The following is a 26,432-nucleotide window of genomic DNA, read 5'->3' on the forward strand; positions in this document are numbered from 1 at the left end:
CGGGCCTTCGGGTCAGGAGGCCGGCGTCGGGCCTTCCATGTTCTTGCTGATGTACTGGATCAGGCCCTCGCCCATGCTCGGCACGTAGGTGTGCGCGTTGTGCGAGCCGCCCGGGATCTCCCGGAGCATGGTGTGGACCGGGCCCTTGCCGTACGTCGCCATGAACTTCTTGACGTTCTGCATGACGATCGGGGGCTCCTTGGTGCCGACCTGGAAGGCCAGGTAGACGTCCGGGCCCTTCCGGTTGATCAGCTCCTGGGCCAGCTTCTCCGGGTTGTTCTCCTGCTTCTCCTTCTCGTGACCGGCCCACAGCGGGGAGTCCGGCACGATGTCCGGGCCGGACGCGATCACGGCCTTGAAGCGGTCCGGGTACTTCATGACGGCCTTCAGGCCGGCGAAGCCACCGGAGGAGGAGCCCATGAACGCCCAGCCGTCACGCGACTTCAGGGTCCGGAAGTTCTGCTTGACCAGGTCCGGGACGTCCTCGGTCAGCCAGGTGCCCATCTTCGCCTGGCCGGGGATGTCACTGCCGTCGTAGTAGTACTTCTCGTCCGGGTTCAGGACCGGCATGGCCAGGATGAAGGGCAGGCTCTTGCCTTCCTTCGACCACTTGGCGATGGAGGACTGGAGCTTGAGGTCCGTGCCCATCCAGTAGTTGTTCGGGTAGCCGGGACCGCCGGGCAGGGCGATCATGACCGGGAAGCCGCTCTTCTTGTACTGCGGGTCGTTGTACTGCGGCGGGGCCCAGACCCACACCTTGCCCTTGAAGCCGGACTTCTTGCCGTCCAGCGTCACGACGCCGATCTTCGTGCCGTCGCCCAGGGAGTTGGCTATTCGGAAGTCCGCCTTGGGACCCGTCGGCATGAGGACCTTGGAGTCCGCGGGCTGCGCACCGTTCTGGCCGCCGGCCTGGCCGCCCGTGCCACCCGTGGCGGGCTCGTCGTTGCCGAAGCTGACGGGCTTGCCCTTGTCGGTGAACGGGGGGATCTCGAAGTAGCTCATGACGGGCCAGGCGATCAGCCCGAGCACGGCTATCGACGCCACAACGATGATCCATCGTTTGGCGCGAGAGGCCCGGTGGTGGCCCTGGGACCGGTAGGCCCCCTCGTGTGAGTGCGGCATCGCGTCGCTCCGGATGATCCTGCTGCCCCGAAGGACATGACGGTTTGTTCCGACCTTGCAGATGGGCAAACCAGGCTGCGGGGTTCCTGCCGGGCGTCGTGAATTGAGTCATAGGCTGATTTCCGGGGCCGTACCGGCCGCCGCAGGGGGAGACGGGGAGCCCGATGCAACCACTTCTGTCCGAGGATCCGCAGGTCATCGGCGCCTACCGGCTGCTGGGCCGGCTCGGAGCGGGCGGCATGGGCCGGGTCTACCTGGGTCGCAGCGCGGGCGGCCGCACGGTGGCGGTGAAGGTCGTCCACCCCCATTTCGCGCTCGACGACCAGTTCCGGGCCCGCTTCCGGCGCGAGGTGGAGGCCGCCCGGCGGGTCGGCGGCGCGTGGACGGCGCCGGTGCTGGACGCCGATCCGGACGCCGCCGTGCCGTGGGTGGCCACGGGTTATGTGGCGGGCCCCGCGCTCTCCCAGGCCGTGACGGAGACGGGCCCGCTGCCGGAGCCGACCGTGCGGGTGCTGGGCGCGGGCCTCGCGGAGGCCCTGTCGGCCGTGCACGCGCTGGGCCTGGTGCACCGGGACGTCAAACCCTCCAACGTGCTGCTGGCCCTCGACGGCCCCCGGCTGATCGACTTCGGTATCGCCCGCGCGACGGACGGCACCGCGTCCCTGACCGCCACGGGCGTCTCCATCGGCTCGCCCGGCTATATGTCGCCCGAGCAGATCCTGGGCGAGGAGGTGACGGGGGCGGCCGATGTCTTCTCCCTCGGCGCGGTCCTCGCCTACGCGGCCACGGGCCGGCCGCCGTTCTCCGGCGACAACTCCGCCTCCCTCCTCTACAAGGTCGTCCACGAGCCCGCGGAGCTCGGCCCGCACCTCACCGGCGATCTGCGCGCCCTCGTCTCCGACTGCCTGGCCAAGTCCCCCGCCGCCCGCCCCACCCCCGGCGACATCGTCCGCCGGCTCGCGACGGCGCCCGGTGCGCTGCCCCTCGTACGGCCCGGCTGGCTGCCCGCACCGCTGGTCGAGCAGGTGAGCGTGCGGGCGGTGGAACTCCTGGACCTGGAGCCGGCCGCGGAGGCCGCAGCGACGGGCGGCGGCTTCGGGCCGCCCGATCCGTCGTACGGGAGGGGCCTGGCGGACGACCGCCCGCGGGCACACGAGCTGACACAGCCGTCGTACCCGCCGATGCCCCCGCGGCCGCGGCCCCCGGCGGAGGGGACGACGGCCGGGCAGGGCGAGAAGAAGATCGCGCTGTCCGTCGGCGCGAGCGGCCGCGACCGGGAGCCGGGCAGACCACGGCGGGTGAGCTGCACGCTCGTGCTGTCGGTGGCCGGGGCGCTGGCCGCGGCGACGACGGCGGCGTTCGTCTTCGACCTGCTGCCGGGGTCCGGCAGGAACGCCCACAAGGAGGCCGCGCGGAAGCCGTCCGCGACCGCCTCGTCGGCGCCGACGGCGTCCGACGTGCCGCAGGCCTTCCGCGGCACCTGGACCGGCAACGTCCTGCAGTCCAACGGCACCCCCAACGGCACGATGACCAGCACCATCACGGGCGGCGCCAAGGGCACGTACGTGATCCGGACGAAGTACTCCGTGCTGAACGTCGTGGAGTGCCGCAGCAAGGCGAAACTGATCTCCGCCACCGACCGGAAGCTCACGCTGGAGGAGGTCACCGACGGGGAGCGGAGCCCGCTCTGCACGGGCGAGACGTCCACGGTCACCTACACCCTCGAAGCGGACGGCAAGCTGTCGTTCGCCTCCGACGACCCCAAGGGCGGCAAACCCACGTCCAAGCTCGCCAAGAGCGTCGGCTGACCGCCCCCACTGCCCTGACCCACCGGCCTGTCAAGGCCCTGGCGTAGGGTGAATCGTCGTACACAACCCCTCCGAAGGGACGCCCGGTGACCGAGACCGCCGACCTCACGTCCGTCAATCTCGCAGCCGTCCTCGACCGGGCCGCCGCCGGTGGCCGGATCACCCCGGAGGAGGCGCTCGACCTGTACCGGTACGCGCCGCTGCACGCGCTGGGCTCGGCGGCCGACGCCGTGCGCCGCAGGCGCTACGCGGGTACCGAGCACATCGCGACGTACATCATCGAGCGCAACATCAACTACACGAACGCATGCGTCACCGCGTGCAAGTTCTGTGCCTTCTACGCCGCGCCGAAGAGCGACAAGGTGTGGACCCGCGACCTGGACGACATCCTGCGCCGCTGCGAGGAGACCGTCGCCCTGGGCGGCACACAGATCATGTTCCAGGGCGGTCACCACCCGGACTACGGCGTCGAGTACTACGAGACGCACTTCTCGGCGATCAAGAAGGCGTACCCGCAGCTCGTCATCCACTCCCTCGGCGCCTCCGAGATCGAGCACATGTCCCGGATCTCCGGCGTCACCGCCGAGGAGGCCATCCGCCGCATCCACGCCGCGGGTCTCGACTCCTTCGCGGGCGCGGGCGCCGAGCTGCTCCCGGAGCGGCCGCGCAAGGCCATCGCGCCGCTCAAGGAGTCCGGCGAGCGCTGGCTGGAGATCATGGAGCTGGCCCACAACCTGGGTGTCGAGTCGACCTCCACCATGCTGATGGGCACCGGCGAGACGAACGCCGAGCGGATCGAGCACCTGCGGATGATCCGCGACGTGCAGGACCGCACGGGCGGCTTCCGCGCCTTCATCCCGTACACCTACCAGCCCGAGAACAACCACCTGAAGGGCCAGACGCAGGCGACGCTCTTCGAGTACCTGCGCATGATCGCCATCGCGCGGCTCTTCCTCGACAACGTCGCCCACATCCAGGGCTCGTGGCTGACCACCGGCAAGGAGGTCGGCCAGCTCTCCCTGCACTACGGCGCGGACGACCTCGGCTCGATCATGCTGGAGGAGAACGTGGTCTCCTCGGCCGGTGCGAAGCACCGCTCCAACCGCATGGAGATCATCGACCTCATCCGCAAGGCGGGCCGGGTCCCGGCGCAGCGCGCCACGACGTACGAGCACCTGCTCGTGCACGACGACCCGGCGAACGACCCGGTGGACGACAGGGTCGTCTCGCACCTGTCCTCGACGGCCATCGAGGGCGGCACGGCGCACCCCGAGCTGAAGCTCGTCGCTTCCGACTGAGGGCCGCGTGGTGCTGACGCTTCACACGGCGCCCTTCGTGCGCCGCACCTGGGACGCGGAACCGATCGCCGACGGCGGTGTCGCCGTCGACGGCGACCGGATCGCGGCGGTCGGCCCGCTCACGGAGCTGCTGGAGCGGTTCCCGGGCGCGCGGGTGCGCAAGTGGCCCGGCACGCTCGGCCCGGCGCTGGTGCACGAGGGCCCGCTGCCGGACGCGCCCAGCCCGCGCGAGCGGGTGCACGAGGTGCTCAAGCGGGGCGGCGGGGCGGTGCTGGCCGAGCACGTGGCGGATCCCGAGCTGCGGGCGGCGGCGGGGCGGGTCGGTGTGGCCGTCCTGGGGCGGGTACGGCCGGTGGCGATCGCCGAGGCCGGGCGCGCGGATCTGGCGGCGTTCACCGAGGACGGGCGGTGCGTCGCGACGGTGCTGGGCGGGCGGTTGGTGCATCGTCGGGCCTGACGGCCTGCGGCCGTGCGTCGTCAAAGGCGTTACGGGTAATCATCACTTCGGGTGGCACTACCGTCGTATGTAGGACCGCGAACCGTACCTACGTCCACACTCGCGTCCATGGGAGCAGTCATGAGCGCAGAACGGCTGGAGAAGGCCACTCCTGAGAACTGGATGTTCCCGCCTCCGGAGGGCTGGACGTTCAACCAGGTGAAGGACTTGGAGCTGCCCTTCGACTGGGAACTCGTGGACGGAGTGATCGTGGTTCGGGGGAGGACGGTTCTATGGCACAACCAGGTGCGGAGCAGGATCGAGGGGCGCTTGGCCGAAGCCGCGTGTGAGCCTTACGCCGCTCTCTCCGAACAGTGCGTCCTCATCGACGACTACAACCCCCCGGTCCCCGATGTCGTTGTCTTCGACAAGCTGGACCTCAATATCTTTGAGACGGAGTGCATCCCCGTCGAGAAGGCTGCTCTGTTGGTCGAGGTGGTCTCCCCGGGTTCGCGCCAGGACGACCGCGTCCGTAAGCCTGCCCTGTACGCGGCGGCAGGCGTGCCGTACTACTGGCGCGTGGAGCGAGGTGAGGACCACCTTCCTGAGGTGCACGAATTCTGGCTCCACCGTGACCGGGGTGAATACATCCCGCGCCCCGAGCGTCCGTGTCACACCGGCAAGCTGGAAACCGACTTTCCCTTCCCCGTCGTGATCGACCTGGCTGAGCTCATCAAGCTCTGACGGGCGGTTTCGCTGCACCGTCAGTGATCCGTCAGGACGCCGTCGCCGCACGTCAGAGCCGCATCAAAGGGAGCCGTTCCTCCCGCTTCACCCGCCAGGATGGAAACCGCGGGGACGGCCGCTCAGGCCGCTTCGCGATGCGCCCTGTGGAGGGCCCGGGCAGCCATACGTACTGCCGGGCCGCAAGGACGCGCACGCCGGAGGAAGCAGCGGCCGTCGAGGGGGCGGTCAGGCAGAGGGCCGGCGGTCCCGGGAAGCGGGGGTTTCCGGGGCGGCGCAGTCGGCATCGCGAGGCGGCGGCCCGCCAAGGGGAGCGGGCCGTCCTCGACCAGGCGAATGGGGGTACCGGCGCCCCCCGCCGGACGCGCACCATGAACAATGGGAGCGTGACCCGAGCATCCCTGGACAAGCAGCCGCACGAAGTCGCCGCGATGTTCGACGACGTGGCGGCGAAGTATGACCTGACCAACGACGTACTGTCGCTCGGCCAGGCCCGTCTGTGGCGTAAGGCTGTGGCCCGCGCGGTGGCCGCGCGGCCGGGGGAGAAGGTGCTGGACCTCGCGGCCGGCACGGGCACCTCCTCGATGCCCTTCACCGCCGACGGCGCCTACGTCGTGCCGTGCGACTTCTCCGTCGGCATGCTGCGCGAGGGCAAGAAGCGCCACCCGTGGCTGCCGCTCACCGCCGGTGACGCCACCCGGCTGCCCTTCGCGGACGACGTGTTCGACGCCGTCACGATCTCCTTCGGGCTGCGCAACGTGCAGGAGACCGACACCGCGCTGCGCGAGCTGCTGCGGGTGACCAAGCCCGGTGGGCGCGTGGTGATCTGCGAGTTCAGCCACCCCACGTGGGCGCCGTTCCGCACGGTCTACACCGAGTACCTGATGCGGGCCCTGCCGCCGGTCGCGACGGCCGTCAGCAGCAACCCCGACGCGTATGTCTATCTCGCCGAGTCCATCCGCGCCTGGCCCGACCAGGCCGCGCTCGCGGCACGGCTCCAGCAGGCCGGCTGGTCGAAGGTCGCCTGGCGCAATCTGACGGGCGGAGTCGTGGCTCTGCACCGGGGGATCAAGCACGCCGGGTAACCCTTGGGTACGGCATACCCCGCAATTCGGGCGCATATTGACGGTTTGTCATGGGCAGGGTGCGTGATCTGTACGATCATCCGCACCCCCCATCCGAACCGCCCGCCCGAAAACGGGAGCACCATTGCCGTCGTTCTGTCCTGCCTGTGGTTCCGCGTTCGTCCAGGACGCGCGTTTCTGCATGAAGTGTGGCCGGGAGCGCCCGCTGGAGGCGGGTGGGGCTGCCTCGGCGACCCCAGCCGCCGCCTCGGCGACCCCGGCCGCTCCGGCCGCGCCGCCGTCCGCGCCACCCGCGGCACCGCCACTGCCACCACCGCCCTCGTCACCCGCGCCCCCCGCCTACGCGCCGCAGGGCGGCTACGCACAGCCCACCCCCGGCGCGCTCTTCCTGCGTCGGACGTTCACCGGCGACTGGCTGGGCTCGGCCAAGGCCGTCCTGTGGCCGACCGCCCTCCTGCTCGTCCTCGCGCTGGCGGTCTCCCTCCCCTCCTCGGACGACTACGAGGAAGCGGACTTCGCTCATTGGAGTGACCGTTTCCAGGTCGTCATCGCGGTGCTGATGCAGGGCCTCGGCGGCACCTTCGAGGTGGAGACCAGCCGCGGCGGCAGCCTCGTCACCATGTTCGTGCAGGGCAGCGGCTCGCTGTCCGTATGGCTGCTGACGTTCACGCTCGCGTGGGCGGGTGCCGTGGCCCTCGGCGCGCGACTGCTGCGCCGCTCCCGGCCCCAGGGCGCGGGCGGCGGCGCGGAGGCCGCGCTGCGGATCGGGCTGCTGTCGGGCGGGGTCGTGCTGGCGCTCGGCCTGTACGGGCAGCCGGACATGAAGCTCTTCACGGTCGACACCACCCCGGTGCTCGCCGCGCTGTTCACGTTCGCGCTGTCGGGTGCGGTGAGCGCGAGCGTGCTGTGCCGCGAGGAGCTCGTCGCACGGTGCGGCGCGGGCGCGTTGATGGCCGTACGGGCGTGGGGAACCGCCCTGCGTGCCCTGGGGCTGTCGGTCGCGCTCTGCGCCGTCGTCGTGTTCGTGGTCGTCGCCTCGCACGAGAGCGATGTGTCCGGCTGGGGCGTGGTGGCCTCGCTGCTGGTCCTCGTCAACCTGGCGCTCATGGCGCTCGGTCTGTCCTGGGGCGCGGGCGTGGAGGCGTCGGCCGCCAAGGGGCGCGGCGGCGAGGAGGGCGGCACCTTCGGGCTCTCCGAACTCGGTGACACCTATGGCGGTTGGGCCCAGGCGGGCGCGCTGGCGATGGGCGTCGTGTGCGCGGTGATCCTCGCCCTCCTGCTGGCACGGCGCTCGGCCGACCGGCGCGAACAGGCGCTCTCCGGAGCCTTCTTCCTCGGGGCGTTCTGGCTGCTGTCCCTCGTCTCCGGCGCGGAGATGAAGATGTCGGCGGGTACGAGCTTCGGCTACGGCTCCCAGTCCGGGGGAGGCCGGCTGGGGCCGGACGTCGGTGAGTCCCTGCTGTTCGGCCTGCTGTGGACGGCGGGAGCGGTGATCCTGGCCGCGGCCCTGACCCGTTCCGGCCACACGACACCGGGCGTCCCGCCGGGCTACCCGGCACCGCCGGTGCCGCCGACGCCGTGGCCGGCGCCCGCCGCGCCCGCCGCACCTCCTGCAGCGCCCGCACAGCCGCCGGCCGCCCCGGCGACCCCGGCGGTCCCCGCCGCCCCTGCGGCTCCCGCGGCCCCTGCCGCACCCACCACCCCCGAGGTGCCGACGGCCGTCACGGACGTCACCCCGCCCGCCCCGGCAGCCCCTGCCGCAACCCCGTTGCGCCGCACCGGCCGTAGCCGGATCTTCATGTGGGTGGCCATCGGTCTCGCCGCCTTCGTGGTGGGCGGCGCCGCCGCGGGCGGTGTGCTGCTGATGAACAAGAAGAACGACGAGAAGAGCGGCGGCGGAACCGGCACCGCCCAGGCGAACAAGCCCGCCGCGAGCCCCGCGAACGGCGCGAAGGCGTCCGGCTCGCCCGGCACGTCCCCGTCCTCCCCGGCCCCGTTCCACGACGGGCCCGCCGGGCCCGTCCCGGAGAAGGACCTGCCCAGCGGGTACACGACGACGATCGCCCCGGAGGGCTTCTCGATCGTGCTGCCCGACGGCTGGCACCGCTTGGACAAGGGCAGCGGCCAGATCGACTTCGTGGGCTCCACGGGCATGCGCCACGTGCGCGTCGGCATCGTCAAGGACCTCGGGAAGTCCGCGAACGACCACTTCCTGGAGCTGGAGAAGGTGGTCTCCCGGCAGGACGGCTACCAGCGGGTCCAGCTGACGACGAACACGTTCCAGGGCAAGCAGGGCGCGCTGTGGGAGTGGACGTACAAGGAGAAGGGCTCCGGCCGCCTCGTGCGCGCCATCGACCAGGCGTACATCGACGAAACCGGCACCGAGTACGCCATCCAGTACGAGGACTACGACGAGAACTGGACCGCTACGCGGACCATCTTCGACAACGCCGTGCGGTACTGGCGGGTCGCCCCGCTCGACTTCGACTAGGGAAGGGCGGTCCGCACGGGAGGGTACGGGGTGGCCACTGGCCGCCCCTGCCCGTCCGGCTCATAGACTCGGCGGTGACCAGCCCCTCGCCGAACGGGAGAGCCGACCGTGACCGACTCAGAGCGCAGCGCCGATGTGATCGTGGTCGGGGCGGGTCCTGCCGGCTCGACCACCGCGTACTACCTGGCCAAGGCGGGGCTCGATGTCCTCCTGCTGGAGAAGACGGCGTTCCCGCGCGAGAAGGTGTGCGGTGACGGCCTGACGCCGCGGGCCACCAAGCAGCTCGTCGCCATGGGGATCGACATCTCCGAGGAGGCGGGCTGGCTGCGCAACAAGGGCCTGCGCATCATCGGCGGCGGCGTCCGTCTCCAGCTCGACTGGCCGGACCTCGCCTCCTTCCCCGACTACGGCCTGGTCCGTAAGCGCGACGACTTCGACGAGCAGCTCGCCCGCCAGGCCCAGAAGGCCGGCGCCCGGCTGTACGAGCGCTGCAACGTGGGCGCGCCCGTCATCGACGACCGCACGGGCCGCATCACCGGCGTGCACGCCAAGCTCGGCGAGGACAAGACGCCGGTCACCTTCCACGCCCCCCTGGTGGTCGCCGCCGACGGCAACTCCACCCGGCTCTCCCTCGCGATGGGCCTGCACCGCCGCGAGGACCGCCCGATGGGCGTGGCCGTCCGGACGTACTTCACCTCCCCGCGCCACGACGACGACTACCTGGAGTCGTGGCTGGAGCTGTGGGACCGGCGCGGCGCCACCGACCGGCTGCTGCCCGGCTACGGCTGGATCTTCGGCATGGGTGACGGCACGTCCAACGTCGGCCTCGGCGTCCTGAACACCTCCAGCTCCTTCAAGGAGCTGGACTGGCGCGAGATCCTCAAGGCGTGGTGCGCCTCGATGCCGGAGGACTGGGGCTACACCCCGGAGAACATGACGACGCCGATCCGCGGCGCCGCGCTCCCGATGGCCTTCAACCGCCAGCCGCACTACACGCGCGGGCTGTTGCTCGTGGGCGACGCGGGCGGCCTGGTCAATCCGTTCAACGGCGAGGGCATCGCCTACGCCATGGAGTCCGGCCAGCTCGCCGCGGACGTCATCGTCCAGGCCCACGCCCGCTCCTCCTACGCCCAGCGCGAGCTGGCCCTGCAGCGCTATCCGAAGGTCCTCAAGGACACCTACGGCGGCTACTACACGCTGGGCCGCGCGTTCGTGAAGCTCATCGGCAACCCGAAGGTCATGCAGATCGCGACACAGCGCGGCCTGACGCACCCGCTGCTGATGAAGTTCACGCTCAAGATGCTGGCGAACCTGACCGACCCGACGGGCGGCGACGCGATGGACCGCATCATCAACGGGCTGAGCAAGGTGGCACCGCGCTCCTGACGGCGGCCGGCGCGCGCGTCCGGCGCGCGCCTACGCCGGGCCGTCGGCGAAGCGTTGTACGTACCGCCGCTGCCAGGGGGTTTCGACGGCGTGCGGGGCGTAGTGCTCGCGGACGAAGGCCACTGCCCGGTCGGCCGGCACCCCGTCGAGTACGGCGATACAAGCCAGAGCCGTCCCGGTCCGCCCCCGGCCGCCACCACAGGCCACCTCGACCCGCTCGCCCCCGGCGCGCTTCCACGCCTCGCCCAGCAGTCCACGGGCATCCACGTCGCGGGCGGGCAGTCGGAAGTCCGGCCACCGCAACCACCGGTACTCCCAGGGCACTTCGGGCGGCTGCTTGCCCAGCAGATACACGGCGAACGTGGGCGTGATCCCGGCCGGCAGGGCCCGCCGCAGCCCCCGCCCGCGCACGAGCCGCCCGGACGGCAGCCTCAGCACACCGGCGGCGCTCGGATCCCAGGTCTCCCTCACACCCGCCACGATATTCGGCTCCGGGCGCATCCGAGAGCGGTTCACGCCCGGGGCCCGGCCGGCGCGGGGTCGCGTCCTCAAGCGGTTGACCGGGCTCAGCCGCAGGGCGCTCGCCGCCGCAGGCGGCAACGACGGCCCGCGGCCGAAGACCCGTCGGGCACCCCCTGGGACGTGCCCGCGGCGTCGCGTCAGGCCGGCTTGCGGGCCTCGATCAGGAAGCGGGTGGCGTGCGCGACGAAGGGGCCCTCGGCCCGGATCTTCTCGTCGAGCTCCCGCAGCCGGTCGCGGTACCGGTCGACGGTGAAGCCGGGGACCATCCAGATCACCTTCCGCAGGAAGTAGATCACCGCACCGATGTCGAAGAACTCGGTCCGCAGGGACTCCAGCCGCAGATCGAGGACCTGGAGGCCGGCCGCCTCCGCCTCCCGCCGCTCGTCGTCGGGGTGGCGCCTGCGCCGGATCTCCTCGGGCTGCGGGCCGAGGAAGTACTCGACCAGCTCGAAGACGCTGGCCGGTCCGACGTGCTGGGCGAGGTAGGTGCCGCCGGGCCGGAGCACCCGGGCGATCTCCGACCACCACACCGTCGCGGGGTGTCGGCTGGTCACCAGGTCGAAGGCGGCGTCGGCGAACGGCAGGGGAGGTTCGTCGGGGTCCGCGACGACGACCGCCCCGCGCGGGTGCAGCAGCTCGGTCGCCTTCGCGACGTTCGGCGGCCAGGACTCCGTGGCCACCATCAGGGCGGGCAGCTTCGGCACCCCGGCCAGGACCTCACCGCCGCCCGTCTGGATGTCGAGAGCGGCGGACGCGCGGGCCAGGTGTTCGCCCATGGTGCGCTGGTAGCCCCAGGAGGGGCGCTGCTCGGTGGCCCGGCCGTCCAGCCAGGAGAAGTCCCAGCCGTCGACCGGGACGGTCTCGGCCTCGGCCACCAGTTCCTCAAAGGTTCGTGACATACCGGGATTGTCACGGCAAATCCCTCGGCGGACCAGCGAATTCCCGGCGCCCGCCGCACACGCCGAAGCCCGCCGCACACGCCGAAGCCCGCCGCACACGCCGAAGCCCGCCGCACACGCCGAAGCCCGGCGCACACGCCGAAGGCCGCCGTCCCGAGCGGAGGGGAACGGCGGCCTTCACAAAGATGCTGGGGGTACCCGCGTCACATGACGCGAACGGCACCCGTCGGCGGGGAGTAGCTCAGCGAGCGCTCGACGACGCCCGTGCTCGGGTTCTGCGCGCCGATGAACTTGCCGTCGCCGATGTAGACGCCCACGTGGTACGCGCTGCCGGCGGCGCCCCAGTAGAGGATGTCGCCGACCTGGAGGTTGTCGAGGGACACCGCGGTGCCCGCCGTCGACTGGTCCTGCGAGATGCGAGGGAGGTCGATGCCGATCTGGCTGAAGGCCGACATGACCAGGCCCGAGCAGTCGAACGAGGAGGGGCCGGTGGAGCCCATCACGTACGCCTTGCCGACCTGCGCCTGGAGGTAGGAGACCAGCGTCGCGGCCGAACCCGTGGCGGAGGAACCGGCGGTGGAGGTGGAACCGGCGGCCTCGGTGGAGTCGGCGGAAGCGGTCTTGGTGCTCAGCTCCGAACGGTCGGAGGTGCGGGAGGCGCGGGCCTGCGCGGCCTCCTTCCCCTTGGCCTCGGCGACCTTCTTCTCGGCCTCGGCCTTGCGGTCGGCCTCTTCCTTGACCTTCTTGGCCTCGGCGCGGGCCTCGCCCTCGGCCTTGTCCTGCTGCGCCTGGACCTCGTAGTCGAAGGCGGCCTGGTGGGTGGAGGCGGCGCTCTGCGTGATGGAGGCGGCGAGAGCGGCATTGATCGCCGGCATCTCCATCGTCGACTCGACGGGCTTCTCGGCGGCGTTGGCGGCCGCCGCCCCGGTCACCGCGAGGGTGCCGAGGACACCGCCTGCAACGCCGGTGCGGACCACCCAGGACTGCGTCGCACGGCGGGGCTTCCGGTGGCTGGTTATCTGCGCGTTCGGGGACATGGAATAACGGCTATCAGTCCCCGTAGGTTGAGATCAACAAAAGTGGCGTGCGCCACAATCTCCGTGCGCACGCCTGGAATTCGGACTTTTCGCCCCCGGTGTCATCGCGGCCGTGACCTGGCCGTGATCCGTGATCATGTTCCTCAGCATGGCATTTGGCCATCCGTGCCACCCATTGGACGGCCTATCACTTTTAGAGCACTCCCGTCGAGGCTTCCCCTCTAATTCACCCGGGAAACCCGCCGTCACGTGGCGGACGTCACGCCTCTCCCGTCCCAGGCCTCCTTCGCGGGCCGGGGGTGCGAACCGGGTCGTGTACCGCGATCGGGGGTCGTGGGTGACGGTGGTCGCCCCACCGGGTGGCAATCCCTTATCAGTTGACGGCGATCATTGCCAATTTGCCTGCACCGGCCATGGCTTGATAATGGCTCACCCCTTCCCACCAGCGCGGACGCCCCTGAATGTCACCTCTCGTGATCACTCGGCCGCTTCGCGTATGAAGATCACTGCTCATCCGACTTGATGATCGTTCGTCAGGTGGCGGAGATCACAAACACCGGCGCGTACCCCGTGTCGCAGATCACAGACCGGCGGGCATAGGATGCAGGCGACCCGGGCTTGTGAACTGCCTCACATGGGGGTGATCTTCGTGGCGACGCCACGGCCCCCGGATGCGAGCGCGGTGCGCCCGCCGGGTCCGGTCAGCCAGCAGTCAGCGTCGACTGGAAGGAGCGAGGAGCGGTGAACGCCTACGCGCCCATCCTCGTACTGGGAGCCCTCGGAGCAGGCTTCGCGATCTTCTCCGTGGTCATGGCCTCGCTCATCGGGCCCAAGAGGTACAACCGCGCCAAGCTCGAGGCCTATGAATGCGGCGTCCAACCGACCCCGCAGCCGGCCGGTGGCGGGCGCTTCCCGATCAAGTACTACCTGACGGCGATGCTCTTCATCGTCTTCGACATCGAGATCGTCTTCCTCTATCCCTGGGCCGTCACCTTCGACGCCCTGGGGTTGTTCGGGCTCGTGGAGATGCTGCTCTTCGTGCTCACCGTCTTCGTCGCCTACGCCTATGTCTGGCGGCGCGGCGGCCTGGAATGGGACTAGGGGGCACCAACCGTGGGACTCGAAGAGAAGCTGCCCAGCGGCTTCGCGCTGACCACCGTCGAGCAGGCCGCCGGCTGGGTCCGCAAGTCGTCCGTCTTCCCGGCCACCTTCGGCCTGGCCTGCTGCGCCATCGAGGTGATGTCGACCGGCGCCGGGCGCTACGACCTCGCCCGCTTCGGCATGGAGATCTTCCGCGGCTCGCCCCGCCAGGCCGATCTGATGATCGTGGCCGGGCGGGTCAGCCAGAAGATGGCGCCGGTGCTGCGCCAGATCTACGACCAGATGCCGAACCCCAAGTGGGTGATCTCCATGGGGGTCTGCGCCTCCAGCGGCGGCATGTTCAACAACTACGCCATCGTGCAGGGCGTCGACCACATCGTGCCGGTCGACATCTATCTGCCCGGCTGCCCGCCCCGCCCCGAGATGCTGATGGACGCGATCTTGAAGCTGCACAAGAAGATCCAGGGCGAGAAGCTCGGCGTGCACCGCGAGGAAGCGGAGCGCGAGGCGGAGCAAACGGCGCTGCGGGCCCTGCCGTTGATCGAGATGAAGGGTCTGCTGCGGTGAGCGAGCAGGAACGGACACCGGACGAGCGGCTCCCGGGCCAGCGCGGCGAGCAGGGCGAGGCCATCCGGGTCCAGCGCGGCATGTTCGGCGTCGGGAACGGCGGCGACACCAGCGGCTACGGCGGCCTGGTGCGGACGGTACGGCTGCCGGGAGCGTCGAGCCGCCCGTACGGCGGCTGGTTCGACGAGGTGGCCGACGAGCTGGAGGGCGCGCTCGAAGAGCAGGGACTGGTCCCGGAGAACGCGATCGAGAAGACCGTCGTCGACCGCGGCGAGATCACCTTCCACATCGCCCGCGAACACCTGCCGGTCGTCGCCCGCACCCTGCGCGACGACCCGGCGCTCCGCTTCGAGCTGTGCACGGGCGTGAGCGGGGTGCACTTCGAGGGCGACAAGGGACGCGAGCTGCACGCGGTCTACCACCTGCGCTCGATCACCCACAACCGGCTGATCAGGCTGGAGGTCAGCGCTCCCGACAGCGATCCGCACGTGCCGTCGATCGTCGACGTCTACCCGACCAACGACTGGCACGAGCGCGAGACCTACGACTTCTTCGGCCTGATCTTCGACGGCCACCCGGCGCTCACGCGGATCTTCATGCCGGCCGACTGGCAGGGCCACCCGCAGCGCAAGGACTACCCCCTCGGCGGCGTCCCCGTCGAGTACAAGGGCGCCCAGATCCCGGCTCCGGACCAGCGGAGGTCGTACAGTTGATGAGCACTCCCCGAGCCAGTGCCCGTGACACCACCGAGGGCCCCGTCTACACCGTCACCGGCGGGGACTGGGACGAGATCGCGGCGGCGGCCAAGCGGGCCGACGACGAGCGGATCATCGTCAACATGGGCCCCCAGCACCCCTCCACCCACGGGGTGCTCCGCCTCATCCTGGAGATCGACGGCGAGACGGTCACCGAGGCCCGCTGCGGCATCGGCTATCTCCACACCGGCATCGAGAAGAACCTCGAATACCGCAACTGGACGCAGGGCACCACCTTCGTCACGCGCATGGACTACCTCACCTCGTTCTACAACGAGACGGCGTACTGCATGGGCGTGGAGCGGCTGCTCGGCATCGAGGACCAGGTGCCGGACCGGGCCACGATCGTCCGCGTGATGCTGATGGAGCTGAACCGCATCTCCTCGCACCTGGTGTGCATCGCCACCGGCGGCATGGAGCTCGGCGCCACCACGATCATGATCTACGGCATCCGGGACCGCGAGATGATCCTGGACCTGTACGAGCTGATCACCGGGCTGCGGTTGAACCACGCCTACATCCGGCCCGGCGGGCTCGCCCAGGACCTGCCCCCGGGCGCGGTGGACGCGGTGCGCGAATTCGTGAAGAAGATGCGCAAGAACTTCCCCGAGTACGACAAGCTCGCCACCGGCAACCCGATCTTCAAGGGCCGGTTGCAGGACGTCGGTTATCTGGACCTCGCCGGCTGCATGGCCCTCGGCGCGACGGGCCCGATCCTGCGCGCCGCCGGCCTCCCGCACGACCTGCGCAAGGCCCAGCCCTACTGCGGCTACGAGACGTACGACTTCGATGTCCCGACCGCCGACACCTGCGACGCCTACGGGCGCTTCCTCATCCGGCTGGAGGAGATGCGCCAGTCGCTGCGGATCGTCGAACAGTGCCTGGACCGGCTGGAGCCGGGCCCGGTCATGGTGGCCGACAAGAAGATCGCCTGGCCTGCCCAACTGGCGCTCGGCCCGGACGGCCTCGGCAATTCCCTCGACCACATCAAAAAGATCATGGGCACCTCGATGGAGGCCCTGATCCACCACTTCAAGCTGGTGACGGAAGGCTTCCGGGTACCGCCCGGGCAGGTGTACGTGGCGGTGGAATCCCCCAAGGGCGAGCTGGGCGTGCACGTGGTCAGCGACGGCGGCACCCGCCCCTACCGCGTCCACTTCCGCGACCCTTCCTTCACCAACCTCCAGTCCATGGCGGCGATGTGCGAGGGCGGCCAGGTGGCCGACGTCATCGTCGCCGTCGCGTCCATCGACCCCGTGATGGGAGGCGTCGACCGGTGAGTGCCACATCGAGCAGTCAAGGGGTGCAGCTGGGGATGCCGCAGCTCCCCGCCCCCGATTACCCCGCCGAGGTCCGCGCCCGGCTCGACGCGGACGCGAAGGAGGTGATCGCCCGCTACCCCGACAGCCGCAGCGCGCTGCTGCCGCTGCTGCACCTCGTACAGGCCGAGGAAGGGCACGTCACCCGCACCGGCGTCCGCTTCTGCGCCGAGCAGCTGGGCCTGACCACCGCCGAGGTCACCGCGGTCTCGACCTTCTACACCATGTACCGCCGCCGGCCCAGCGGCGACTACCAGGTGGGGGTCTGCACCAACACCCTGTGCGCGGTGCTCGGCGGCGACGCCATCTTCGACGCCCTGAAAGCGCACCTGGGCGTCGGCAACGAGGAGACGACCCCCGACGGCAAGGTCACCCTCGAACACATCGAGTGCAACGCGGCCTGCGACTTCGCGCCCGTCGTGATGGTCAACTGGGAGTTCTTCGACAACCAGACCGTCGAGAGCGCCAAGCGGCTCGTCGACGACCTGCGCGCCGGACGCACGGTCTCGCCCACGCGCGGCGCGCCCCTGTGCACGTACAAGGAGACGGCCCGCATCCTGGCCGGCTTCCCCGACGAGCGGCCGGGCGCCGTCGAGGCGACCGGCGGAGCCGGGCACGCCTCGCTGGCGGGGCTCCGGCTGGCCCGGGGCGAGAGCGGACCGGCCCGGGTCGGCCCCCCGCGCGGCGTACCGCAGCAGGACACCCCGCCGCACCACGACGAACAGCCGCCCGAGCGGCACCCCAGCTCGCACGACGCACCCCAGCAGACGTCCGACTCCGACCCGGACTTCCCGGCCGGGCCGAACGCCGAGGAGGGGGAGGGATGACCGTGGCGGCCGCTCTGAACGAAACGAGTCCCGAGAAATCGCTCGCACCCGTGCTGAGCGCCTTCTGGGACCAGCCGGAATCCTGGACGCTGGAGACCTACCGGCGCCACGACGGCTACGAGGGCCTGCGCAAGGCCCTCGCGATGTCCCCCGACGAAGTGATCGCCTACGTCAAGGACTCCGGCCTGCGGGGCAGGGGCGGCGCGGGCTTCCCGACCGGGATGAAGTGGCAGTTCATCCCGCAGGGCGACGGCAAACCGCACTACCTCGTCGTCAACGCGGACGAGTCCGAGCCGGGCACCTGCAAGGACGTCCCGCTGCTCTTCGCCAATCCGCACTCCCTCATCGAGGGCATGCTGATCGCCTGTTACGCGATCCGCTCGGAACACGCCTTCATCTATCTGCGCGGCGAGACCGTCCCCGTGCTGCGCCGGCTGCACGAGGCCGTGCGTGAGGCCCGCGCGGCGGGCTACCTCGGCCGGAACATCCTGGGCAGCGGACTCGACCTCGACATCACCGTGCACGCGGGGGCGGGGGCGTACATCTGCGGCGAGGAAACGGCACTCCTCGACTCGCTCGAAGGCCGTCGCGGCCAGCCCCGGCTCCGGCCCCCCTTCCCCGCGGTCGCCGGGCTCTACGCCTGCCCCACCGTGGTGAACAACGTCGAGTCCATCGCCTCGGTTCCCGCGATCCTCAACCGGGGCAAGGACTGGTTCCGTTCGATGGGCAGCGAGAAGTCCCCGGGCTTCACGCTCTACTCCCTCAGCGGCCATGTCGCGGGCCCCGGCCAGTACGAGGCGCCGCTGGGGATCACACTGCGCCAACTGCTGGATATGAGCGGCGGCATGCGCCCCGGCCATCGCCTCAAGTTCTGGACCCCGGGCGGCTCGTCCACCCCGATGTTCACCGACGAGCACCTCGACGTGCCCCTCGACTACGAGGCGGTGGGCGCCGCCGGGTCCATGCTCGGCACCAAGGCCCTGCAGTGCTTCGACGAGACGACCTGCGTCGTGCGGGCCGTCACCCGCTGGACCGAGTTCTACGCCCACGAGTCGTGCGGCAAGTGCACCCCCTGCCGCGAAGGCACCTACTGGCTGGTGCAGTTGCTCCGCGACATCGAGGCCGGTAACGGGCGCATGGCCGACCTCGACAAGCTCAACGACATCGCCGACAACATCAACGGCAAGTCCTTCTGCGCGCTCGGCGACGGTGCCGCGAGCCCGATCTTCTCCTCGCTGAAGTACTTCCGCGAGGAGTACGAACGGCACATCACCGGCAAGGGCTGCCCCTTCGACCCGGCCGCGTCGACGGTGTGGGCCGATGACACCAGGCCGTCGCACCCGGAGGTGCACGCATGACCGTCACCACATCCGCCCCCTCCGGAGGAGAGGCGGCACCGCCGCCGGACGACCTCGTCTCCGTCACCATCGACGGCATCGCCCTCTCCGTGCCCAAGGGCACGCTCGTCATCCGGGCCGCCGAACTGCTCGGCATCGCCATCCCCCGGTTCTGCGACCACCCACTGCTCGACCCCGCCGGCGCCTGCCGACAGTGCATCGTCGAGGTCGAGGGCCAGCGCAAGCCGATGGCGTCCTGCACGATCACCTGCACCGACGGCATGGTGGTCAGGACCCAGCTCACCTCGCCCGTCGCCGAGAAGGCCCAGCGCGGGGTGATGGAGCTGCTGCTCATCAACCACCCGCTCGACTGCCCGGTCTGCGACAAGGGCGGCGAGTGCCCCCTGCAGAACCAGGCGATGACCGCCGGGCAGTCCGACACCCGCTTCGAGGGCCACAAGCGCACGTTCGAGAAGCCGGTGCCGCTCTCCCCCCAGGTGCTGCTGGACCGCGAGCGGTGCGTGCTGTGCGCGCGCTGCACCCGCTTCTCCCAGCAGATCGCGGGCGACCCGATGATCGAGCTGTTGGAGCGCGGCGCGCTCCAACAGGTCGGCACGGGCGAGGGCGACCCCTTCGAGTCGTACTTCTCGGGCAACACCATCCAGATCTGCCCGGTGGGGGCGCTCACCTCGGCGGCGTACCGCTTCCGCGCGCGGCCCTTCGACCTGGTCTCCTCGCCGACGGTCTGCGAGCACTGCGCGGGCGGCTGCGCGACGCGCACGGACCACCGGCGCGGCAAGGTCATGCGCCGCCTCGCCGCCGACGACCCCGAGGTCAACGAGGAGTGGGTGTGCGACAAGGGCCGCTTCGCGTTCCGCTACGCGCAGCGGCCGGACCGGCTGACGCACCCGCTCGTGCGGAACGCCGAGGGCGTGCTGGAGCCGGCGAGCTGGCCCGAGGCGCTCGACGCCGCGGCCCGCGGGCTGTGCGCCGCGCGCGGCCGGGCCGGGGTGCTGACGGGTGGACGGCTGACGGTCGAGGACGCCTACGCCTACGCCAAGTTCGCGCGCGTCGCCCTCGATACGCATGACATCGACTTCCGCGCGCGCGTGCACAGCGCGGAAGAGGCCGACTTCCTCGCGGCCCGGATCGCCGGCCGCGGCCGGGACGTCGACGGCGGCGGGCTGACGTACACGGCGCTGGAGAAGGCCCCGGCGGTGCTGCTCGTCGGGTTCGAGGCGGAGGAGGAGGCGCCCGGGGTGTTCCTGCGGCTGCGCAAGGCGCACCGCAAGCACGGGCAGCGCCTCTTCGCGCTCGCCACGCACGCCACGCGGGGGCTGGTGAAGGCCGGCGGCACGCTGCTGCCCGCCGCCCCCGGCACCGAGACCGCGTGGCTGCGGGCGCTGGCGGACACCGCCGGTCACTCCGGCGGGCTGTCAGGTGGCCTCTCCAATGGGTTCTCCGATGGGCTCGACACGGAAGGCCGGGCCGCGGCCGACGCGCTGCGCGCCCCCGGTTCGGTGATCATCGTGGGGGAGCGGACGGCGGCCGTGCCGGGCGCCCTGACCGCCGTCGTGGCCGCCGCCACGGCGACCGGGGCGAGCCTGGTGTGGATCCCGCGCCGGGCGGGCGAGCGGGGCGCGCTGGAGGCGGGTGCCCTGCCGGGGCTGCTGCCGGGCGGCCGTCCGGCCACCGACCCGCGCGCGCGTGAGGAGACGGCCGCCGCGTGGGGCACGGGCGAACTGCCCCGCAGCCCCGGCCGGGACACCGGCCAGATCATCGAGGCGGCCGCCACGGGCGAGCTGGGCGCCCTGGTGGTGGCCGGGGTGGAGGTCGCGGACCTGCCCGATCCGGCACGCGCGCGTGCCGCGCTGGACGCCATCGGCTTCCTCGTCAGCCTGGAGCAGCGGCCGAGCGAGGTGACGGACCGGGCGGACGTGGTGCTGCCGGTCGCCGCGGTGGCGGAGAAGTCGGGCACGTTCCTCAACTGGGAGGGCCGGGCTCGCCCGTTCGAGGTCGCGATCAAACCCGACCAGGTGACGCGGCGCCACCTCATGCCGGACGTCCGGGTGCTGCACATGCTCGCGGATGCCATGGGCGCGGCCCTCGCGCTGCCGGACGTGCCGGCCGCACGGGCGGAAATGGCCCGGCTCGGCACCTGGACCGGCGCCCACGCGGCGGACCCGGCCGAGTCCGCCCGTCCGCTGCCCGCCCCCCGGCCCGGCGAGGCGGTCCTCGCGGGCCACCGGCTGCTGCTCGACGAGGGACGGCTCCAGGACGGCGACGAAGCCCTGGCCGGCACCCGGCACGCGGCGCTCGCCCGGCTCTCCGCCGCAACGGCGGCGGAGGCGGGGGTGCGCGACGGACAGTCGCTGGCGGTGACCGGCCCGGCCGGGACGGTGTGGCTGCCGCTCGCCGTCACGGCCATGCCCGACCGGGTGGTGTGGCTGCCGCTGAACTCCGTCGGCGGCTCGGTCGCCGACGCCGTGGGCGCGAGCCCGGGCACGCTCGTACGGATCGGCCCGGACACCTCGGGAGCGGATACGGCCGGCACCGGCGCGCGGGAGGTCCGGCTGTGATCACGAATTTCGCCCCGCTCCACGAACTGGCCGCCGAGGACCTGTCGATGTTCGGCCGGGACCCCTGGTGGCTGGTCGCCCTCAAGGCGGTCTTCTGCTTCGCGTTCGTCATGGTGACCGTGCTGCTCTCGATCGTCTTCGAGCGCAAGATCGTCGCCTGGATGCAGTTGCGCATCGGCCCCAACCGGCACGGCCCGTGGGGCATGCTGCAGTCCCTCGCGGACGGCATCAAGCTGATGCTCAAAGAGGACGTGATCGTCAAGCGCGCCGACAAGGCGGTCTATCTCCTCGCCCCGGTCGTCGCCGCCGTCCCGGCCTTCATGGCGATCGCGGTGATCCCCTTCGGCCCGGCCGGCAACGAGGTCTCCATCTTCGGCCAGCGCACGACGATGCAGCTCACCGATCTGCCGATCGCGGTGCTCTACATCCTCGCCACCGCCTCCATCGGCATCTACGGCATCGTCCTCGCGGGCTGGTCCTCCGGCTCGACCTACCCGCTGCTCGGCGGCCTGCGCTCCTGCGCGCAGATGATCTCGTACGAGATCGCGATGGGCGTCTCGTTCGCCGCCGTCTTCCTCTACTCCGGTTCCATGTCGACGTCGACGATCGTCGATGCTCAGCAGGACCGCTGGTACGCGCTGCTGCTGCCGGTCTCCTTCCTGATCTACATCGTGTCGATGGTCGGCGAGACCAACCGGGCGCCGTTCGACCTGCCCGAGTCCGAGGGCGACCTGGTCGGCGGCTTCAACACCGAGTACTCCTCGATCAAGTTCGCGATGTTCATGCTGGCCGAGTACGTCAACATGGTCACGGTCTCGGCGGTCGCGGTGACGCTCTTCCTGGGCGGCTGGCGGGCCCCGTACCCGATCTCGGCGTTCTGGGAGGGCGCGAACCACGGCTGGTGGCCGATGCTCTGGTTCGTCATCAAGCTCCAGCTGCTGCTGTTCTTCTTCATCTGGCTGCGCGGCACGCTGCCGCGGCTGCGCTACGACCAGTTCATGAAGCTGGGGTGGAAGGTCCTCATCCCCGTCTCGATGGTGTGGCTGATGCTCGTCGCCACGGTGCGGGCGCTGCGCAACGAGCGGTACGACTTCCAGGAGATCGTGCTCTACGTCGGCGGCGCGGTCGTCGCGATCCTGCTGGTCTCCTTCGTGTTCGACATCTTCCGGGACCGCGGCGGGCAGCGGGACGGCGCCGACGGCGTGCCCGACGGGCCGGGCCCCGGCTTCGACCCGATGGCGGGCGGCTTCCCCGTGCCGCCGCTGCCCGGGCAGACCCTGCCGCCGGTGCCCCGCAGGCGGTCGCGCCAGGACCGCGAGCTGATTGTCAGTGGTGGCGTCGATACTCTCAGTGACGACTCGCGTGACGGAAAGGAGGCCGGTGGTGCCTGCTGAATCCCCCCGGGGGGACACCCCCCGGACCCCCTTCCAGAACCCCGTGGCCGGCTTCGGCGTGACCTTCAAGGCCATGTTCAAGAAGCGGCTCACCGAGCAGTACCCGGAGGAGAAAAAGCTCACCGCCCCCCGCTTCCACGGCCGTCACCAGCTCAACCGTCACCCCGACGGCCTGGAGAAGTGCGTCGGCTGCGAGCTGTGCGCGTGGGCCTGCCCGGCGGACGCGATCTATGTGGAGGGCGCGGACAACACCGACGAGGAGCGCTACTCCCCGGGTGAGCGCTACGGCCGCGTCTACCAGATCAACTACCTGCGCTGCATCCTCTGCGGACTGTGCGTCGAGGCCTGCCCCACCCGGGCGCTGACGATGACCAACGAGTACGAGCTGGCCAACACCAGCCGCGCGTCGCTCATCTACACCAAGGAAGAGCTGCTGGCGGGCCTCGACGACCGCATGGTCGACACCCCGCACGCGATCTTCCCCGGGATGACCGAGCAGGACTACTACCGCGGCCTGGTGACCGGCGCCGCGCCCGGGACCGTCCAGCAGACCGCCGTCTCCAAGGGGGGCAAGCCGCAGGAGGGTTCCTCCGACTTCGGCCCCGAGGAGCCCGCCTCACGGAAGGTGGCCGGGAAATGAGCGCCGGGACGATCGCCTTGGCCGCCGCTTCCGCCACCTCCACGGGTGAGGCGGTCCAGTTCTGGGTGCTGGGCACCGTCGCCGTGCTCGGCGCGCTCGCCACCGTCCTGATGAGGAAGGCCGTGCACAGCGCCCTGTCGCTGGCCGCCACCATGATCATCCTGGCGGTCTTCTACCTCGCCAACGGGGCGTACTTCCTCGGCATCGTCCAGATCGTCGTCTACACCGGCGCGATCATGATGCTGTTCCTCTTCGTCGTCATGCTGGTCGGCGTCACCGCCGCCGACTCCCTCAAGGAGACCATCAGGGGCCAGCGCTGGCTCGCCGCCGGCTGCGGGCTGGGCTTCGGCATCCTGCTCATCGCCGGCATCGCCAATGCCTCGCTCCGCCGGTTCAACGGACTCGGCCAGGCCAACTCCGGCGGCAACGTCCAGGGCCTCGCGGCCCTCATCTTCACCAAGTACGTCTTCGCCTTCGAGATCACCGGCGCCCTGCTGATCACCGCCGCCGTCGGCGCGATGGTGCTCACCCACCGCGAGCGCGCCGAGCGCGCCGCGACCCAGCGCGAGCGGTCCGAGGCGCGCGTCCGGGAAGGCAAGCAGCTGCCGCCGCTACCCGCACCCGGCGTCTACGCCCGGCACAACGCCGTCGACATCCCCGGCCTGCTGCCCGACGGCACGCCCTCCGAGCTCACCGTCAGCCCGACCCTCCGCGCCCGGGGCCAGGTCCGTGACGTCTCCGGCGAGGCGCTCGCCGAGCTGGCGGCCCTGGAGCAGCGCTCCGGGGACTGGCTGGAGCGCGGCCACAGCGAGGACACGAAGGGGGCCGCGAAGTGAACCCGGTCAACTACCTCTATCTGGCGGCTCTGTTGTTCACCATCGGAGCGGCCGGCGTGCTGATCCGGCGGAACGCGATCGTCGTCTTCATGTGCGTCGAGCTGATGCTGAACGCCTGCAATCTGGCGTTCGTCACCTTCTCCCGGATGCACGGCAACCTCGACGGCCAGATCATCGCCTTCTTCACGATGGTCGTGGCCGCCGCCGAGGTCGTCGTCGGCCTGGCGATCATCATGACGATCTTCCGCTCCCGCCACTCGGCCTCGGTCGACGACGCCAGCCTGCTGAAGCTGTAAGGGGACGCTGACGTGGAGAACCTCATCGGATTGCTCGTCGCGGCACCGCTGCTGGGCGCGGCCGTGCTGTTGTGCGGCGGTCGGCGGCTGGACAAGAGCGGCCATTGGATCGGCACCCTGCTCGCGGCCGTGTCGTTCGTGATCGGCGTGGTGCTCTTCGCCGACATGCTGGGGCGCGACGGCGAGCGGCGCGCCCTGCACACCACGGTGTTCAGCTGGGTGCCGGTCGGCGGCTTCCGGGCGGACGTCGGCTTCCAGCTCGACCAGCTGTCGATGACCTTCGTGCTGCTGATCACGGGGGTGGGCACGCTGATCCACCTCTACTCGGTCGGCTACATGGAGCACGACGAGAAGCGGCGGTGCTTCTTCGGCTATCTGAACCTGTTCCTCGCCGCCATGCTGCTGCTCGTCGTCGCCGACAACTACCTGCTGCTGTATGTGGGCTGGGAGGGCGTCGGCCTCGCCTCGTACCTGCTGATCGGCTTCTGGCAGCACAAGCCGAGCGCGGCCACCGCCGCGAAGAAGGCGTTCATCGTCAACCGCGTCGGTGACGTCGGCCTGTCGATCGCGATCATGCTGATGTTCACCACCTTCGGCACCTTCGCCTTCGGGCCCGTCCTGGAGAGCGCCGGCGACGCGGGTCAGGGCAGGCTGACGGCCGTCGCGCTGATGCTGCTGCTCGCCGCCTGCGGCAAGTCCGCCCAGGTGCCGCTGCAGTCCTGGCTCGGTGACGCGATGGAGGGCCCGACCCCGGTCTCGGCCCTCATCCACGCGGCGACGATGGTGACCGCCGGGGTGTATCTGATCACCCGCTCCGGAGCGATCTTCAACGGTGCTCCGGACGCCCAGTTGGCCGTCGTCACGGTCGGCGCGGTCACCCTGCTCTTCGGTGCGATCGTCGGTTGCGCGAAGGACGACATCAAGAAGGCCCTGGCGGGCTCGACCATGTCCCAGATCGGGTACATGATCCTCGCCGCCGGGCTCGGCCCGATCGGCTATGTCTTCGCCATCATGCACCTGGTGACCCACGGCTTCTTCAAGGCCGGCCTCTTCCTCGGGGCGGGATCGGTCATGCACGGCATGAACGGCGAGGTCGACATGCGGCGCTACGGCGGCCTGCGGAGGTACATGCCGGTCACGTTCGTCACCTTCGGTCTCGGCTATCTGGCGATCATCGGCTTCCCCGGTCTGTCCGGCTTCTTCTCCAAGGACAAGATCATCGAAGCCGCCTTCGCCAAGGGCGGCACGGAGGGCTGGATCCTCGGCGGGGTGGCGCTGCTCGGCGCGGCCATCACGGCGTACTACATGACCCGCGTCATGATCATGACCTTCTTCGGTGAGAAGAGGTGGCAGCCGGCCCCCTCCGCGCAGGAGTCCGGTGCGGAGCCCGCCGCGACGACGGAAGGGGCCGGGGAGCTGCCCCACCCGCACGAGTCGCCGCGGACGATGACGATCCCGATGGTCGTCCTGGCCTTCGGATCCGTCTTCGCCGGCGGGCTGTTCAGCCTCAACGACGCCTTCCTGAAGTGGCTGGAGCCCGTCACCGGGCACGCGCACGGCAATGCGCCGGTCAGCGCGCTGACGGTGACGGCCGCGACCGTGGTGGTGCTCGTCGTCGGTGTCGCGCTCGCCTGGTTCCAGTACGGGCGCGGGCCCGTTCCGGTCACCGCGCCGCGCGGCAGCCTGCTGACCCGGGCCGCCCGCCGCGATCTGCTCCAGGACGACTTCAACCACGTGGTGCTGGTCCGCGGCGGCGAGCACCTCACCCGCAGCCTGGTCTACGTCGACCACAGCCTGGTCGACGGTGTCGTCAACGGCACCGCCGCCTCGGTCGGCGGGCTCTCGGGCCGGATGCGCAAACTGCAGAACGGTTACGCGCGCAGTTACGCGGTCTCGATGTTCGGCGGTGCGGCGGTGCTCATCGTCGCCACCCTGCTGATGAGGGCGGTCTGA

The 26,432-nt window shown here is 70.7% G+C and carries 23 protein-coding genes; 19 read left to right on the top strand and 4 right to left on the bottom strand.

Translation table 11 applies throughout. The features are described 5' to 3' along the window. Positions 1 to 12 precede the first annotated feature (12 nt). A complete protein-coding gene (locus ACZ53N_RS11550; RefSeq protein ID WP_436800563.1) occupies positions 13 to 1,002 on the bottom strand; it encodes an alpha/beta hydrolase in 990 nt (329 codons plus the stop codon). A gap of 284 nt (positions 1,003 to 1,286) precedes the next feature. Here ACZ53N_RS11550 and ACZ53N_RS11555 point away from each other — a divergent pair, with 284 nt between their 5' ends. The 7 genes from ACZ53N_RS11555 (at position 1,287) to ACZ53N_RS11585 (ending at position 10,370) form a co-directional block, all read left to right on the top strand. After that, positions 1,287 to 2,930, top strand: coding sequence for a serine/threonine-protein kinase (locus ACZ53N_RS11555; protein ID WP_469140699.1), 1,644 nt, complete (start codon positions 1,287 to 1,289; stop codon positions 2,928 to 2,930). 86 nt (positions 2,931 to 3,016) lie between these two features. Continuing rightward, positions 3,017 to 4,228, top strand: coding sequence for a cyclic dehypoxanthinyl futalosine synthase (mqnC, locus tag ACZ53N_RS11560; RefSeq protein ID WP_469140700.1), 1,212 nt, complete (start codon positions 3,017 to 3,019; stop codon positions 4,226 to 4,228). Positions 4,229 to 4,238: 10 nt separating this feature from the next. Beyond that, positions 4,239 to 4,685, top strand: a complete 447-nt coding sequence (locus ACZ53N_RS11565) for an imidazolonepropionase-like domain-containing protein (RefSeq protein ID WP_469140801.1) — start codon at positions 4,239 to 4,241, stop codon at positions 4,683 to 4,685. Positions 4,686 to 4,793: 108 nt separating this feature from the next. Continuing rightward, positions 4,794 to 5,408 carry a Uma2 family endonuclease gene (locus ACZ53N_RS11570; RefSeq protein ID WP_469140701.1) on the top strand — a complete coding sequence of 205 codons (615 nt, stop codon included), beginning with the start codon at positions 4,794 to 4,796 and terminating at the stop codon, positions 5,406 to 5,408. Positions 5,409 to 5,794: 386 nt separating this feature from the next. Beyond that, positions 5,795 to 6,493 carry a demethylmenaquinone methyltransferase gene (locus ACZ53N_RS11575; protein WP_130878895.1) on the top strand — a complete coding sequence of 233 codons (699 nt, stop codon included), beginning with the start codon at positions 5,795 to 5,797 and terminating at the stop codon, positions 6,491 to 6,493. Between the two features lie 181 nt (positions 6,494 to 6,674). Further along, positions 6,675 to 8,984, top strand: coding sequence for a hypothetical protein (locus tag ACZ53N_RS11580; RefSeq protein ID WP_469140702.1), 2,310 nt, complete (start codon positions 6,675 to 6,677; stop codon positions 8,982 to 8,984). Between the two features lie 108 nt (positions 8,985 to 9,092). After that, positions 9,093 to 10,370 (top strand): geranylgeranyl reductase family protein, encoded by a 1,278-nt coding sequence (locus ACZ53N_RS11585; protein WP_469140703.1) that lies wholly within the window; start codon positions 9,093 to 9,095, stop codon positions 10,368 to 10,370. Between the two features lie 30 nt (positions 10,371 to 10,400). On the opposite strand, the gene ACZ53N_RS11590 is transcribed toward ACZ53N_RS11585, so the two are convergent. From ACZ53N_RS11590 to ACZ53N_RS11600, 3 genes are all read right to left on the bottom strand, one after another. Next, a complete protein-coding gene (locus tag ACZ53N_RS11590; RefSeq protein ID WP_469140704.1) occupies positions 10,401 to 10,841 on the bottom strand; it encodes a protein-tyrosine phosphatase family protein in 441 nt (146 codons plus the stop codon). Between the two features lie 188 nt (positions 10,842 to 11,029). Further along, the gene (locus ACZ53N_RS11595; RefSeq protein ID WP_469140705.1) at positions 11,030 to 11,791 is read right to left on the bottom strand and encodes a class I SAM-dependent methyltransferase; all 762 of its coding nucleotides are present in this window, start codon (positions 11,789 to 11,791) and stop codon (positions 11,030 to 11,032) included. Between the two features lie 203 nt (positions 11,792 to 11,994). Beyond that, positions 11,995 to 12,828, bottom strand: a complete 834-nt coding sequence (locus ACZ53N_RS11600; RefSeq protein WP_469140706.1) for a C40 family peptidase — start codon at positions 12,826 to 12,828, stop codon at positions 11,995 to 11,997. Between the two features lie 741 nt (positions 12,829 to 13,569). On the opposite strand from ACZ53N_RS11600, the gene ACZ53N_RS11605 reads away from it, so the two are divergent. Genes ACZ53N_RS11605 through nuoL form a run of 12 tightly spaced genes read left to right on the top strand, consistent with a single transcriptional unit; the run spans position 13,570 to position 26,432 of the window. Continuing rightward, the gene (locus ACZ53N_RS11605; RefSeq protein WP_130878901.1) at positions 13,570 to 13,929 is read left to right on the top strand and encodes an NADH-quinone oxidoreductase subunit A; all 360 of its coding nucleotides are present in this window, start codon (positions 13,570 to 13,572) and stop codon (positions 13,927 to 13,929) included. Positions 13,930 to 13,941: 12 nt separating this feature from the next. After that, positions 13,942 to 14,496 (top strand): NuoB/complex I 20 kDa subunit family protein, encoded by a 555-nt coding sequence (locus ACZ53N_RS11610; protein WP_469140707.1) that lies wholly within the window; start codon positions 13,942 to 13,944, stop codon positions 14,494 to 14,496. Continuing rightward, the gene (locus ACZ53N_RS11615) at positions 14,493 to 15,209 is read left to right on the top strand and encodes an NADH-quinone oxidoreductase subunit C (protein WP_469140708.1); all 717 of its coding nucleotides are present in this window, start codon (positions 14,493 to 14,495) and stop codon (positions 15,207 to 15,209) included. Before ACZ53N_RS11610 ends, ACZ53N_RS11615 begins: the two co-directional genes overlap by 4 nt. After that, positions 15,209 to 16,531 carry an NADH-quinone oxidoreductase subunit D gene (locus tag ACZ53N_RS11620; protein WP_130878904.1) on the top strand — a complete coding sequence of 441 codons (1,323 nt, stop codon included), beginning with the start codon at positions 15,209 to 15,211 and terminating at the stop codon, positions 16,529 to 16,531. Before ACZ53N_RS11615 ends, ACZ53N_RS11620 begins: the two co-directional genes overlap by 1 nt. A 35-nt stretch (positions 16,532 to 16,566) precedes the next feature. Further along, positions 16,567 to 17,397 (top strand): NADH-quinone oxidoreductase subunit NuoE, encoded by an 831-nt coding sequence (gene nuoE / locus ACZ53N_RS11625; protein ID WP_469140709.1) that lies wholly within the window; start codon positions 16,567 to 16,569, stop codon positions 17,395 to 17,397. Then, positions 17,394 to 18,755, top strand: a complete 1,362-nt coding sequence (gene nuoF, locus ACZ53N_RS11630; RefSeq protein ID WP_469140710.1) for an NADH-quinone oxidoreductase subunit NuoF — start codon at positions 17,394 to 17,396, stop codon at positions 18,753 to 18,755. Before nuoE ends, nuoF begins: the two co-directional genes overlap by 4 nt. Then, a complete protein-coding gene (locus ACZ53N_RS11635; protein ID WP_469140711.1) occupies positions 18,752 to 21,313 on the top strand; it encodes an NADH-quinone oxidoreductase subunit G in 2,562 nt (853 codons plus the stop codon). Before nuoF ends, ACZ53N_RS11635 begins: the two co-directional genes overlap by 4 nt. A gap of 47 nt (positions 21,314 to 21,360) precedes the next feature. Next, complete coding sequence (gene nuoH / locus ACZ53N_RS11640; protein ID WP_469140802.1) at positions 21,361 to 22,707, top strand: NADH-quinone oxidoreductase subunit NuoH; 1,347 nt, start codon at positions 21,361 to 21,363, stop codon at positions 22,705 to 22,707. Further along, on the top strand, positions 22,697 to 23,347 hold the full coding sequence (gene nuoI / locus ACZ53N_RS11645; RefSeq protein WP_469140712.1) for an NADH-quinone oxidoreductase subunit NuoI: 651 nt from the start codon (positions 22,697 to 22,699) through the stop codon (positions 23,345 to 23,347). Before nuoH ends, nuoI begins: the two co-directional genes overlap by 11 nt. Continuing rightward, a complete protein-coding gene (locus ACZ53N_RS11650) occupies positions 23,344 to 24,183 on the top strand; it encodes an NADH-quinone oxidoreductase subunit J (protein ID WP_469140713.1) in 840 nt (279 codons plus the stop codon). Before nuoI ends, ACZ53N_RS11650 begins: the two co-directional genes overlap by 4 nt. Further along, complete coding sequence (gene nuoK, locus ACZ53N_RS11655) at positions 24,180 to 24,479, top strand: NADH-quinone oxidoreductase subunit NuoK (protein ID WP_184733830.1); 300 nt, start codon at positions 24,180 to 24,182, stop codon at positions 24,477 to 24,479. Before ACZ53N_RS11650 ends, nuoK begins: the two co-directional genes overlap by 4 nt. Positions 24,480 to 24,491: 12 nt before the next feature. After that, the gene (gene nuoL / locus ACZ53N_RS11660; protein WP_469140714.1) at positions 24,492 to 26,432 is read left to right on the top strand and encodes an NADH-quinone oxidoreductase subunit L; all 1,941 of its coding nucleotides are present in this window, start codon (positions 24,492 to 24,494) and stop codon (positions 26,430 to 26,432) included.

Source organism: Streptomyces sp. NPDC033229 (assembly GCF_055576875.1).